The sequence below is a fragment of the Granulicella tundricola MP5ACTX9 genome (assembly GCF_000178975.2).
GTDB classification, from domain to species: domain Bacteria; phylum Acidobacteriota; class Terriglobia; order Terriglobales; family Acidobacteriaceae; genus Edaphobacter; species Edaphobacter tundricola.
The window spans coordinates 1,238,106-1,250,641 of record NC_015064.1 but is presented as its reverse complement, the minus strand read 5'-3'; the positions used below and the strand labels follow the sequence as shown (position 1 = coordinate 1,250,641).

Annotated in this window: 13 protein-coding genes; 5 read left to right on the top strand and 8 right to left on the bottom strand. The window is 61.0% G+C overall.

The genetic code is table 11. The features are described from left to right. Window positions 1-165 precede the first annotated feature (165 nt). Genes ACIX9_RS05345 through ACIX9_RS05335 form a run of 3 tightly spaced genes read right to left on the bottom strand, consistent with a single transcriptional unit; the run spans window position 166 to window position 2,350 of the window. Complete coding sequence (locus tag ACIX9_RS05345) at window positions 166-582, bottom strand: hypothetical protein (RefSeq protein ID WP_041596958.1); 417 nt, start codon at window positions 580-582, stop codon at window positions 166-168. Between the two features lie 25 nt (window positions 583-607). Then, window positions 608-1,348 carry an SDR family oxidoreductase gene (locus ACIX9_RS05340; RefSeq protein ID WP_157477330.1) on the bottom strand — a complete coding sequence of 247 codons (741 nt, stop codon included), beginning with the start codon at window positions 1,346-1,348 and terminating at the stop codon, window positions 608-610. Window positions 1,349-1,396: 48 nt separating this feature from the next. Beyond that, a complete protein-coding gene (locus ACIX9_RS05335) occupies window positions 1,397-2,350 on the bottom strand; it encodes a catalase family peroxidase (RefSeq protein WP_013579454.1) in 954 nt (317 codons plus the stop codon). Between the two features lie 154 nt (window positions 2,351-2,504). Between ACIX9_RS05335 and ACIX9_RS05330 the strand changes: the two genes are divergently transcribed. Together ACIX9_RS05330 and ACIX9_RS05325 are read left to right on the top strand one after the other, a co-directional pair. Further along, window positions 2,505-3,743: a NupC/NupG family nucleoside CNT transporter gene (locus tag ACIX9_RS05330; protein WP_013579453.1), complete on the top strand. Its 1,239-nt coding sequence runs from the start codon at window positions 2,505-2,507 to the stop codon at window positions 3,741-3,743. Between the two features lie 101 nt (window positions 3,744-3,844). Beyond that, a complete protein-coding gene (locus ACIX9_RS05325) occupies window positions 3,845-5,767 on the top strand; it encodes a Vgb family protein (protein WP_013579452.1) in 1,923 nt (640 codons plus the stop codon). 49 nt (window positions 5,768-5,816) lie between these two features. Here ACIX9_RS05325 and ACIX9_RS05320 read toward each other — a convergent pair whose 3' ends face one another. From ACIX9_RS05320 to ACIX9_RS23565, 4 genes are all read right to left on the bottom strand, one after another. Beyond that, on the bottom strand, window positions 5,817-6,581 hold the full coding sequence (locus ACIX9_RS05320) for an SDR family oxidoreductase (protein WP_013579451.1): 765 nt from the start codon (window positions 6,579-6,581) through the stop codon (window positions 5,817-5,819). 80 nt (window positions 6,582-6,661) lie between these two features. Next, the gene (locus ACIX9_RS05315) at window positions 6,662-6,958 is read right to left on the bottom strand and encodes a ubiquitin family protein (protein ID WP_013579450.1); all 297 of its coding nucleotides are present in this window, start codon (window positions 6,956-6,958) and stop codon (window positions 6,662-6,664) included. Continuing rightward, window positions 6,955-8,070, bottom strand: coding sequence for a WD40/YVTN/BNR-like repeat-containing protein (locus tag ACIX9_RS05310; protein WP_013579449.1), 1,116 nt, complete (start codon window positions 8,068-8,070; stop codon window positions 6,955-6,957). Before ACIX9_RS05310 ends, ACIX9_RS05315 begins: the two co-directional genes overlap by 4 nt. A gap of 284 nt (window positions 8,071-8,354) precedes the next feature. Further along, window positions 8,355-9,122, bottom strand: a complete 768-nt coding sequence (locus tag ACIX9_RS23565) for a hypothetical protein (RefSeq protein WP_198152160.1) — start codon at window positions 9,120-9,122, stop codon at window positions 8,355-8,357. 362 nt (window positions 9,123-9,484) lie between these two features. Between ACIX9_RS23565 and ACIX9_RS05300 the strand changes: the two genes are divergently transcribed. From ACIX9_RS05300 to udk, 3 genes are all read left to right on the top strand, one after another. Beyond that, window positions 9,485-10,123 (top strand): NAD(P)H-dependent oxidoreductase, encoded by a 639-nt coding sequence (locus ACIX9_RS05300; protein WP_013579447.1) that lies wholly within the window; start codon window positions 9,485-9,487, stop codon window positions 10,121-10,123. A 37-nt stretch (window positions 10,124-10,160) separates the two neighbouring features. Next, window positions 10,161-11,009, top strand: a complete 849-nt coding sequence (locus tag ACIX9_RS05295; protein ID WP_013579446.1) for a purine-nucleoside phosphorylase — start codon at window positions 10,161-10,163, stop codon at window positions 11,007-11,009. 74 nt (window positions 11,010-11,083) lie between these two features. Next, window positions 11,084-11,743 (top strand): uridine kinase, encoded by a 660-nt coding sequence (udk, locus tag ACIX9_RS05290; protein WP_013579445.1) that lies wholly within the window; start codon window positions 11,084-11,086, stop codon window positions 11,741-11,743. On the opposite strand, the gene ACIX9_RS05285 is transcribed toward udk, so the two are convergent. Next, window positions 11,736-12,503, bottom strand: a complete 768-nt coding sequence (locus ACIX9_RS05285) for a lysophospholipid acyltransferase family protein (RefSeq protein WP_013579444.1) — start codon at window positions 12,501-12,503, stop codon at window positions 11,736-11,738. The genes udk and ACIX9_RS05285 overlap by 8 nt on opposite strands. Window positions 12,504-12,536 lie beyond the last annotated feature (33 nt).

Genomic DNA, 12,536 nt, shown 5'->3' with positions numbered 1-12,536 from the left:
ATCCCCGAAGGGGATCTGCGTTGCCGTTCGGATTAGAGGGGGCCTTCAGGCCCCCGTCAACGGCAGAAATAAAGAGGGGCTTTAGCCCCGGGCTGTCCCAAACAACCGCAATAAACTCGACCTATCCAACAAACACAAACACCGTCTCCTGCCTAACTTCAGAACTTATGCCGGGATCGTCATAATAGCCTCGTGTTTGTAGAGTTCAAGGTCGTCGGTGAGCCATACCTCTCCCGGACGGCTCTGATGAAAGCGAACAGTCGCTTCACCCTTAGCGACCGCGATGATGATCATAAAGTTCTCTCCGCCAAGTGAGCGTAAGGACCGGCGAATCCCCGCAATATACTCAAACACCCTTGTCAGGGCTTTCTTTCCTCGGCCCACTCTGTGGTGGGTATGGTTTATCAGGCATTCGTACCCCGTACGATCCGGGAATTGCTCTAACCTGATTGCCTTGCAATTGGCGCACACATCCGCAAGAAATACGCATCCGTCAATCAAGATGATCTCCGGGGCTTGTCCAATAACTTCCTTCAGCTTCTCGCCGGGATCAATCTCAAGCTGTTCCAATAGCTTCTTCATTCGCGTATTACTTCTCATTTACCCCTCACCCCAAAGTCCTCCCCCCATTCACCGCAATCTTCTGCCCAGTCACAAACCCCGCCCCATCCCCAGCCAGAAAAGCCACCACCCGCCCAACCTCCGCAGCATCCCCCATCCGCCCCAGCGGCACGCCCGCAACATAAGCCGCCATCTCCCCCGCCGTAGCATCCACACTCCGCTCCGTAGGAATCCACCCAGGAGCCACCAGATTCACCGTAATCCCACTGGCCCCCAGCTCCCGAGCCCAGGACCTCGTCTGCCCCAACTGAGCCGCCTTAGCCGCCACATAGTTCGCAAAGCGCGGGTTCCCCAGTTCAACCACCTCACTCCCAATCTGGATCACCCGCCCAAACCCACGCTCCCGCATCCCACCCAGCACCGCCTGCACCAGCAGCAGCGGAGACTTCACAAAGAACTCCATCTGATCCAGATAATCCTGCCAAGTCTGTTCTTCAATCGAAAGCATCGGCTGATGCCCCGTAGCATTCACCACCAGCACATCCACCGGCCCCAGCGCACCCGTAACCTCACTCACCAGCCGGGCGACATCCCCCTCCGCCCGCACATCACCCTGAAACGCCGCCGCCCTCAACCCCCGGCCGGTTAGCGAGCGGCACAACTCCACCGCCCGCCCCTCGCTCGTCATGTAGTTCACCGCGACAGCAAACCCAGCCTCAGCCAGTGCAATCGCCATCGCCGCGCCCAACCCACGCGAAGCCCCGGTCACCAGTGCAGTACGTTGCATAGCCACCAGCATATCCCGGCGGCTATGCAGCCCATCAAGCAGCCGAGCCTACTCCGCCTGCGTAGCCGCCCGCCGCCGCCGGCCGCTCAGCAGATAGATCGCCGCCCGAAGCTCCAGCAGCGGATCGTCACTCGGCTCGATCCCTGCACACCGCGGAATCGGATCGAAGATGATCTTCTGCTGCTCGGCCGCATCATCCGCCACCACCGCATCCAGCACCACCGTCCCCAGCGAGATCACAGGCCTCTCCACCGGCCAGTGGATCGTAGCATCGTCCACCACATCGCCCGGCCCAGCCACCTGCAGCTTCACCTCGAACGCCACCGGCCCCGCCGCAACCCGCTCCTTGATCTCGTCAAACGAGTAGTTCGGGCCCTTCGCCTTCACCTCGTCATCGGACAGCCGAGCCACCCCAGCCTTCGGCACAATCTGGTAGCGGCCAAACTTCACCTCTCCCGCCTCGCTCGTAAACTGCATTGCCGTCACGCCAAAGTAGTCTTCCGTCCCAAAGCTCACCGGAAACGGCTTCGGCGTCTGCACGAACTTCAACGCCGCCGGATGCCCGCCCAGAAACACCTCGATCGGCTTCGGCGAAGGCGTATCCGGCCCGCTCGTCGCCACAGCCTTCAGGAACTCCAGAAACTCCCCGCCCGTCCGAGTCGGAAACCCATCGGTCGAGTGCGCCACGATATCCGTATGCACATGCTCGCCCAGGTTGAACCGGATCGCCATCCCCCGCGGGTTCGCATTCCCATCCGTATCCGGAATCTGCGGCAGCCCCGTCGAGTCCGAAAACCGCACCGTCACCGGCGTAGCCTGCTGCACAAAATGCGGCGCAGGTGCCAGCGCCTTGGCCTCAGCCGTAGGCATAAACGTCCCTGTCAGCAGCACCCCCTTCGCATGCGCCGGGCGAAACCCCGGATGCAGCCCAAAGATCCCGTCAAACGCCTTGATCAGTTCGTTTCCCAGTTCAACCAGCTTCTCGTCACTTGGCAAAGGCATCGTCAATCTCCTCAGGCGCGTCGCGTCAGCGCCGTTCCCTCACTCTAACCTCCCTACCCCTCCTGTCAACACTCGAAAGGGCTAATCCCAAAACACGTTACACTCTGTTCACAAAGACATAAGCGTTCACATAGACAAAGCAGGAGCGTACGCCTTGGCCCGATTCACCGGACTGCTCGGACTCATCACCTTCCTCTCCCTCGCCTACGCCTTCTCCACCGATCGCCGCGCCATCCGCTGGCGCACCGTAGCCTGGGGCCTCAGCCTCCAGGTCGTCTTCGCCTTTGCCGTCATCAAATGGAACACCGGACAGGTCATCCTCAAGTCCGTCTCGGACTTCATCACCGGCCTCCTCGCCCACTCAGCCGATGGCTCCGGCCTCGTCTTTGGCTACCTCGGCATCCCGTCCAACCCCATGGCCGTCTTCGCCTTCTCCGTCCTCCCCACCATCATCTTCGTCTCCGCCTTCTTCGCCATCCTGTATCACATTGGCCTCATGCAGCAGATCATCAAGGTCGTCGCCTTCATCATGCAGTTCACCATGGGCACCTCGGGCGCGGAGTCCACCAACGTAGCCGCCAGCATCTTCATGGGCCAGACCGAAGCCCCCCTCACCATCCGCCCCTTCCTGGCCGGAGCCACCCGCTCCGAACTCATGACCATCATGACCTCCGGCATGGCCCACGTCTCCGGCGGCATCATGGCCGCGTACATCCTCTTCGGCATCAACGCCAAGGACCTCCTCTCCGCCGTCATCATGACCGCCCCCGGCACCATTCTCGTCGCCAAGATGCTAGTCCCTGAAACAGGCGTCCCCGCCACCGCCGGCACCGTCAAGATGCCCCCCAGCGAGGAGCACGCCAACGAGAACTTCATCGCCGCCATCGCCCGAGGCACCATCGACGGAGGCCAACTCGCCTTCAACGTCGCCATCATGCTCCTCTCCTTCGTAGCCCTCGTAGGCCTCTTCAACGCCATAATGCTCGGCATCTCCAACTTCACCTGGGCCCACGGCCACATCCCCTTCCCTCACTCCCTCAACAACGTCCTCGGAGTCGTCGGTGCCCCCGTAGCCTGGCTCATCGGCATCCCCTGGCGAGACTGCCACGCCATCGGCAACCTCCTTGGCACCCGCACCATCATCAACGAGTTCCTCGCCTTTAACGAGCTCGGCAAACTCAAAGCCACCCTCGATCCCCGCACCTTCTCCATCGCCACCTTCGCCCTTTGCGGCTTCGCCAACGTAGGCTCCATCGGCATGCAGATCGGCGGCATCGGAGCCCTCATCCCCTCCCGCCGCAACGACCTGGCCCAGCTAGGCCTAAGAGCCATGCTCGCCGGAACCATGGCCAACCTCATGTCCGCCAGCATCGTCTCCATGCTCCTCAAATAAGCCCCGTCCAACACGCATCGCACTCGTTGCGAATCGCATAAAACCGCGCTATCCTCCTCACGTCAGCGGACGCAGGCGTGCCGCTGACGTCTGGAGCACCCATGACCTTCCCCCTGAAGATTTCCCTTCTCCTCCCCTTCTGTCTCCTGGCCGCCGGCTGCTCCGTTCAATCCACTCCCACGCCTCCGACAACTCCCGTGCCCGTCCCCGTCCCCCCAACCACCTCCGGGCAGATCGATGGCAAAGTCCTCGCCGGCCAGCAACCCCTCTCCGACGCAACCATCCAGCTCTTCGCCGCCGGAACCTCAGGGTATGGGACCGGTGCCGTCTCGCTCCTCTCCACCCCGGTCACAACCGCCCAGGACGGCACCTTCTCCCTCATCGGCGACTACACCTGCCCCTCCGCCTCCAGCCAACTCTACGTCCTCGCCACCGGAGGCAATCCCGGCCTCACCTCCAGCACCAGCAACTCTGCCAGCGTCATGATGGCCGCCCTCGGCCCCTGCACCCTCTTCGGCTCAACCTATACCCTTGACCCCAACGCCTACATCAACATCAACGAAGTCACAACCGTGGCCTCCGTCTATGCTCTTGCAGCCTTCATCAACCCCACCACCTTGCAGGTCGGCACCTCATCCACCAACGCCACCGGTCTCACCAACGCCTTCCTCACCGTCCCCAACCTCGTCGATATCTCCACCGGCCAGGCCCGCACCGCCACCCTCGCCGCCAACGGCACAGTCCCCCAATCGACCATCAACTCCCTCGGCAACACACTTGATCTCTGCATCAAGTCCAACGGCACCGGCACCCCATGCTCCACCCTCTTCGCCGCCGCCACTTCCACCGGAGCCACAGCCCCCACCAACACCCTCCAGGCCGTCCTCAACATAGCGACCCATCCCGCATCCCAGGCAGCTGCTCTCTACCAGATCGCCACCACAAGCACCTCCTTCTCCCCAGCGCTCACGGCCGCGCCCAACGACTGGACCCTCTCCGTCCCCTATAAAACCAGCAACAGCCTGCAAACCCGCGTGGCCCTCGACGCCGACGGAAACGTCTGGATCAACAACACCGTCAGCGGCGCAGTCCTCGGCCGCTCAGGACCGTACAGCTCCGTCTTCAAACTGAGCAACCAGGGCGCGTTCCTATCCCCCGCCATCGGCTACTTCGCCAACGGCTTCAACGCCCTCTCAGACCTCGCCGTCGACCCCACCGGAAACGTCTGGCTCACCGACAGCGCCGTCTCCAGCGTCTACAAGCTCAGCACCTCCGGCACCGTCCTCGCCACCGCCCAGACCGGCATCTCCGTCCCCAACGCCCTTGCAATCGACGGAGCCGGCAACGCCTGGATCGCCAACAACAACGGCACCCTCGCCGCCCTCTCCAACTCAGCCGTCAAGCTCCCCGGCTCGCCCTTCACCGGCAGCACCCTCCCCTATCCCACCGGCATGGCCATCGACCCCTCCAGCAACATCTGGATCGCAGACTACTCCGCCACCCTCGCCTTTGGCCTCGCCGCCTTCAACAACGCCGGAACCCAGCTCCCAGGCTCCCCTTACCTCGACACCAACCTCATCCAGACCCACCACATCGCATCCGATAGCGCAGGCAACATCTGGCTCACCGCAACCCAGTCCAACACCCTCCACAAGTTCACCCCCAACGGCGTCCCCACCCAGCCCGGAGGCTACACCGGCGGCGGCCTCAACGGCCCCGCCTCAGTCGCCATCGACGGAGCCGGCAACGCCTGGGTCGCCAACGGCGCAGACTCCAAAAGCATCCCCCACATCGTAGAGTTCAGCAACGCCGGCCTCCCGCTGTCCGGCTCCACCGGCTACGCCTCGTCCCCGGTCAGCCTCATCGGAGCCACCCCCGCCGACGACCTCGCCATCGACAGCTCCGGCAACGTCTGGACCCTCCCCGGCGGCTACTACATCATCGAGTACATCGGCACCGCCACACCCGTAGCCACCCCATTCTCACTTGCCATCAAAAACAACAAACTAGCCCAGAAACCATAAAAAAGGGGCCGAGCCGAAGCCCGCCCCCCATACGCATCCGCACAACCGGCTAGCTCTTATGCCCCGCGGCCGTCATCATGTCGTTCATCTTCACCACAAACTCATACTCATTCGGCCCAACGTTATTCCGCAGCGGCTTCACCCGTTCCGTCAGCACCTCATCAGCGTCCGTGCCCAGCACCTTGATCGTCTCGTCGATAAACTCCTTCAACGGCATCGCCCGAGGATCGTTCAACTGCTGATCCCCACCCAGCTCCGTCTGCACATAAGGCGGAGCGATCTCCAGCACCTTCACGCTCGTGCCCTTCAACTTGTACCGCTGGCTCAGCGCATAAGAGTGAATCGCAGCCTTCGTCGAGTTATAAACCGCGGCCATTGCCAACGGCGTAAACGCCAACCCGGACGTCACATAGATCACCGCAGCCGCATCCTGCCCCTTCAAATGTTCGATCAGCGCAGAAGTCATCCGCAACGGCCCAAACACATTCGTCGTCACCGTCGACACCAGCACCTCATCGTCAAGCACACCCTCCGCCGTATCCACGCTGAAGATTCCCGCGTTATTGATCACCACATTCAGCTTCGGATACTCAGCAATCAGCTTCGCCGCGACGCTCTTGATACTCTCCGGGCTGGCAATATCCAGCTCTACAGACTTCATCCCCGGATTCGCCTTCGTCACCTCATCCAGGTGTCCCTTACGCCGCCCGGAGATGATCACCTCGTTCCCCAGTCCATGCAGCGCCTCAGCCAACCCACGCCCAATGCCAGAACCGCCACCCGTAATAAAAATCGTGTTTCCCGTCAGCTTCATCCCAGAATCTCCTCGCCCGTCTCAGGCCACCTCAACAGATTCCCCAACCCCACACAAGTTGCAATAAATCCTCATAACACTCAGAGACCACCAGCAATCGCACCAATCACCAGCAGCGCCTCATCCCCTCGCGCCACCGCATCCGGCAGAGCCTCATCAGACCGCATCGCAGAGATATCCTCCTCCCCGGCAAAGAACCGCAGATAAGCCCGCCGCTCCCCCGTCGCATAGTCCCTCACCGCCCCACGCAGCGCAGGATACTGTTCCTCCAGCGCATCCATAACGCCACCCAGCGTAGCCACCCTCACTTCGAGCGTCACCTCCCGCTCGCACCCCGCCAACCGGCACAGCGGCGCCGGCAACTCCACCCGGATCATGGCAGCGTCTGCACCTCGACAGAAAGCACCGCCGGCAAATCCCTCACCACCGTCCGCCACGTCTCGCCCCCGTCAGCCGAGCAGTAAACCTGCCCACCCGTCGTCCCAAAATAAACCCCGCACTCCTCCATCCGATCCACCGCCATCGCATCTCTCAGCACATTCACATAGCAGTCGCTCTGCGGCAGCCCCTTCGTCATCGCCTCCCACTCATCCCCGCCGCTCTTGCTCCGATAAACCCGCAGCCGCCCATCCAGCGGAAAATGCTCCGAGTCGCTCTTGATCGGCACCACGTAAATCGTCTCCGGCTCATGCGCATGCACGTCGATAGCAAACCCAAAGTCCGTCGGCAGATTCCCACTCACCTCCCGCCAGTTCTCCCCCGCGTCGTCGGTCCTCATCACGTCCCAGTGCTTCTGCATGAACAGCGTCTGCGGCCTTGCCGGATGCATCGCCAGCTTATGCACACAGTGCCCCACCTCCGCATCCGGCTTCGGAATGTACTGCGACCTCAACCCCTTGTTCACCGGCTTCCACGTCACCCCGCCATCGTCCGTCCTAAAAGCCCCAGCAGCCGAGATCGCCACAAACATCCTTCGCTCATCGCTCGGGTCGATCACGATCGTATGCAGACACATCCCACCTGCCCCCGGTTGCCAGTCAACCGCAGTCCCATGCCCTCGCAGCCCATTCAGCTCCTCCCACCTCACCCCGCCATCCACAGACCGGAACAGCCCCGCATCCTCCACCCCTGCATACACCACATCCACCTCGCTCAGCGAGGGCTCCACATGCCACACCCGCTTGAACTCCCACGGGTGCGGACTCCCGTCATACCACTGGTGCGTCCCCGTCTTCCCTTCATACCCAAACAGATTCCCCACCGCCGCCCACGTCTTCCCGCCGTCGTCGGAACGCTGCATCACCTGCCCAAACCAAGCACTCGACTGCGAGCAATAGATCCGCTCCGCATCCACCGGCGACCCCGCCACGTGATAGCACTCCCACCCCGCAAAGAACGGCCCTTCGATCGTCCAGTCCACACGCCCGCCATCCGCCGTCAGCACAAACGCACCCTTCTTCGTCCCCACCAGCAACCTCACTCCGCTCATCCCATCCTCCCGCACAAATCCAATCCGAGAGCATCATAGGCCCGAAACACCCCACCTCCACAAAAAATCAAACGGCCCCAGTCTCCCAGGGCCGCCTAACCACAACCATCCAGCTCACACCGCCGACTCCAGCTCACGGACATACAATACTCATCGAGCGCATTGGACTGTTGTCGTCAGTTGAGACGTCTGGGCGCATTTCTCCCCCTAAATCAGTTTGCGTTCACCTGCAGCGCACTCTCTGGATCGCTTTCGGGACTGAGAGATTGGCTGGGCAAACCAGATCAGGCGGAGCGTTTGGGAGCTTGCAGACAGAGGATCGTTGCAATCGGGAAGAGTAGGTATACGCAGCAAGCAGAAATCCAGTAGCCTGCGTTTCCGTAGTTCTTGATTCCCGCGCCCCCAAAGAACACGAAGACGAAGTATGTTGTCATGAGGATAAAGACACCCTGCAGAACAGGCTCTGTTCCGAATAGGAAAGACGCCGCCTGAGGTAGTATTCGCGCCAAGAAGTGCCAGATTGCAAGGGCGAAAGGTATCCCCAGACCCAGCGCAATCACCCATGGCGAGACTTGCAGGCCCCGCACGACTGTGAACATATCGGCGTGCGATGCGAACGTCCTTACTGGCACATAGGACAGGAAGTTGCCGACGCTCATCACTCCGATCCAGAAATAGAACATTGCCCAACGTCGCTGGTACTGCGAACTGGCGCGCTCGTATAGCAAGCGGCTGGCCAGATACGAAAGCCCATTGCCGATCAAGACCCCGGCGACCGCAATGAGTGCTGCCACATGGTTCCGGCCTTCGGCAAACAACGGCGCGTAGTCCACATTCTCATCAATATCGCTGAGAAATAAGAAGTTTTCGAGATTCGTCCTGCCGTAATCGAGCGCAAGGGGATTTGCTTTCGCATGACAGAACCAGGCAATAAAGCTGTGTGCGTATTCGTGGACCATATAACCAATAGCGTGAGCAAGCCATAGCTGAAAGATAGCCAGGAGCCAGATGAGCGCAGACTTCGGACGCATAGTAAATCCATTATTGCTCACGGAGTGATTTCACCACGGCAACAGCGTGGACCCGTCAATTTCAAGTCTTCAGGAGCGGGTTTACAAGATGGATGCGTTGGATTGGTGCAAACTCGCCAACGCACTCTCCGACACCCGGATGACTACTGCAAAGTAGGCTTCTCGAAACCAATGATCCGCAATGGTTCCAAAAAGTCTCGTTACCAACCTTTATCAGAGCCAATTACTAGAGACCCAGGCTCCTCGTGTGACTTCTAGAATAACGCGTCAAAACGCCTTCACCCGCCCCCGTTCTTTCGAACCCTCCGCAGGACCTCAGCATCTCATCCCACTAGCGTCACCGACGCTGCCTGCAACGAGCCCCCACCCATAAGGAAACCAGATTGACGACCGTAACCGAAAGACTCGCGTGGCGCTATGCAACCAAGAAGTTTGACGCAACGAAAAGCGTCCCCACCGAAAAGCTGGAACGCATCATCGAAGCCATACGTCTTGCCCCCACCTCCAGCGGCCTGCAACCCTTTCAGCTCTTCGTCATCACCAACCCGGACATCCGCGCAAAGATCCGCGCCGTCTCGTGGAACCAGGCGCAGGTCACAGACTCTTCGCATCTGCTCGTCTTCGCCGCGTGGGATAACATCACGCCAGAGCGCGTGCATATGATGTTCGACCTCACCAACGACATCCGTGGCTTCAAAAATGAGGGTTGGGAAAGCTATCGCCAGCAGTTGCTGGGCATCGTCGCCGCACGGGGAACGGAAGCCAACTATCAGGCCGCCGCACGCCAGGCCTACATTGCCCTTGGAGCTGCCCTGATCGCCGCAGCCTTTGAAGAGGTCGACGCCACTCCCATGGAAGGCTTCGACCCCGCAGCCGTAGACGAGATCCTGAACCTGAAATCGAAGAACCTCCGTAGCGTCGTCATGCTCCCGCTTGGCTACCGCGCAGCAGAAGGCGACTGGCTAGCGAACCTCAAGAAGGTCCGCCGCAGCCGAGAGAACTTCGTCACGGAAATAATCTGAACGAGCTATCATTCACCTTCACCAACAAAAGGCGCCCATGACCTCCTTACCAGACCTCTACACCCGAGCCCAATCCGCCGCCGCCTACATCCGCACCCTCACCCCCCTCGTCCCGGCCGTCGGCATCATCCTAGGGTCAGGCCTCGGCTCCTTCGCCTCCGCGGTCGAGAACCCCGTCACCATCCCCTACGCCACCATCCCCCACTTCCCCCAGTCCACGGTAGAAGGCCACTCCGGCAACCTCATCCTCGGCACCATCGCCGGAGTCCCCGTAGCCGTCATGCAGGGCCGCGTCCACGCATATGAGGGCTACACCATGCCGGAGGTCACCTTCCCCACCCGCGTCCTCGGCCTCCTCGGCTGCAAGACCCTCATCGTCACCAACGCCGCCGGAGGCATCAAGCCCACCTACAAGCCCGGCTCCCTCGTCGCCATCTCAGACCACATCAACCTCACCGGCACCAACGCCGCCCTCGGCCCCAACGAGCCCCGCTTCGCCACCAACGAAACCTCCGGCTACCGCTTCTTCGACATGACCACCGCCTACCCCGCCGCCCTCCGCGCCATCGCCGTAGAGGAAGCCGCCAAACAGGGCTACATCTTGGAAGAAGGCGTCTACCTGGCCGTCCTCGGACCCTCCTACGAGACCGCCGCAGAGATCCGTGCATTCCGCACCCTCGGCGCGGACCTCGTCGGCATGTCCACCGTCCATGAGGTCATCATCGCCCGCCACATGGGCATCCCCGTCCTCGGCCTCTCCCTCGTCACCAACCCCGCTGCAGGCGTCTCGAACGAAGTCATCCACCACGAAGAGGTCATGGACATCGGCCGCCAGGTCGAATCCCGTTTCTCCGCCCTCCTGACCGCCATCATCCCCCGCCTCTGAAATCGTGGTGAAGTTTGTGGTGCGTTTGTGGTGATTTGTGGTGTCGTTGTGGTGAGAAAAACGCATGGTTTATCGTGGGTGTATTGACTGACTCCGCCCAGCTCACCTTCCCCCGCAAGCCCTTCATCCTGGGCATAGCCGGCTGCTCAGGCTCCGGCAAAACCACCCTCGCGCGCGAGCTCGCCTCAGAGCTTTCCGCCACCCTTCTCACCCTCGATCTCTACTACCATGACCTCGCCCACCTCTCCCATGAAGAGCGAGCCACCCAAAATTTCGACCACCCAGACTCTTTAGAATCAACACTTTTGACCGAGCACGTCCGCCAGCTAGCCGCTGGCAATCCCATCCAGGCCCCCACCTATGACTTCGCCACCCACACCCGAATCCCCGACGCCGAAGAGACCATCCGCCCCACCGATTTCATCATCGTAGAGGGCATCCTGGCCCTCCATTACGAGCCCCTGAGAGCCCTCTACAATCTCAGCATCTACGTCGACGCCCCCCACGAAGTCTGCCTCATGCGCCGCATCCACCGCGACGTCAAAGAGCGCGGCCGAACGGAAGAAAGCGTTAGGAATCAGTATCTTGAGACCGCCCACCCCATGGCAGAGCAGTACGTCCTCCCCTCCGCTCACCACGCCACCCTCACCGTGGAAGGAACAGACTCCCTCGACTGGTCCGTCGAACAGGTCCTCAGCACCCTCCGCAAACACGGCTATACCCGAGCTAAGTAGCTGTATTCACAAACGTTCCCGCCAACTCCAGCACAGCCTCCCGAGCCTCCCGCGCAGCCCCTTTCCGGTCCTTCACCCCGCACCGGAACGCAATCGGCCCATCCCCAATCCGCACCCGCGCATGGCATCCCTGCAAACCCAGGAACCGGAAGATGTGTTTCAGCATATTCACATCCCCCCAGTAAGCCACATCGTCTGAGACACTTACGCCCTCCCCATTCTCCTCATCCAGCGAGTAGCTCAGATAGGCCCCGGTAATCGGCTCCTCCGCCCCGATCGCCTGCGCCAGCAATCCAGAGTGAAACGCCAGCACCTGCTCCCCGTTACTCGTTGTCCCTTCAGGAAAAAACACCACCGGCAACCCCGCCTCCGCCGCCAGTTTCATCTCCCCACCCGCCTTAGCCGCCGACCCACCCCGCCCGCGATCCACATAGACGGTCCCCGCCATCGTCGTCATCCACCCCAGGATCGGCCAGTGCTTAATCTCCGCCTTGGAACAAAAAACACAAGGCGACATCGCCGCAAACACAATGATGTCCAGGTAGCTCAAGTGGTTTGAAATCAACGCCCCACGCGCCGGAAACTCCCCCTCCACCGTCAGCTTCACATCGAACCCACGCAGCGCCGCCGCACAGAATCGATGCAGCCAATCCGCCCTAGCCTGCCGTGTCGCCGGCCGCCGAATCAGAAGCTCCAGCCCAAACCAGGTGAAATAACCAATCAGCTTTGCCGTACGAAGAAGCGCGCGTAGAACGTGCATGAAACCCCTAAATTGATGAGTAGGCCGAAGAGT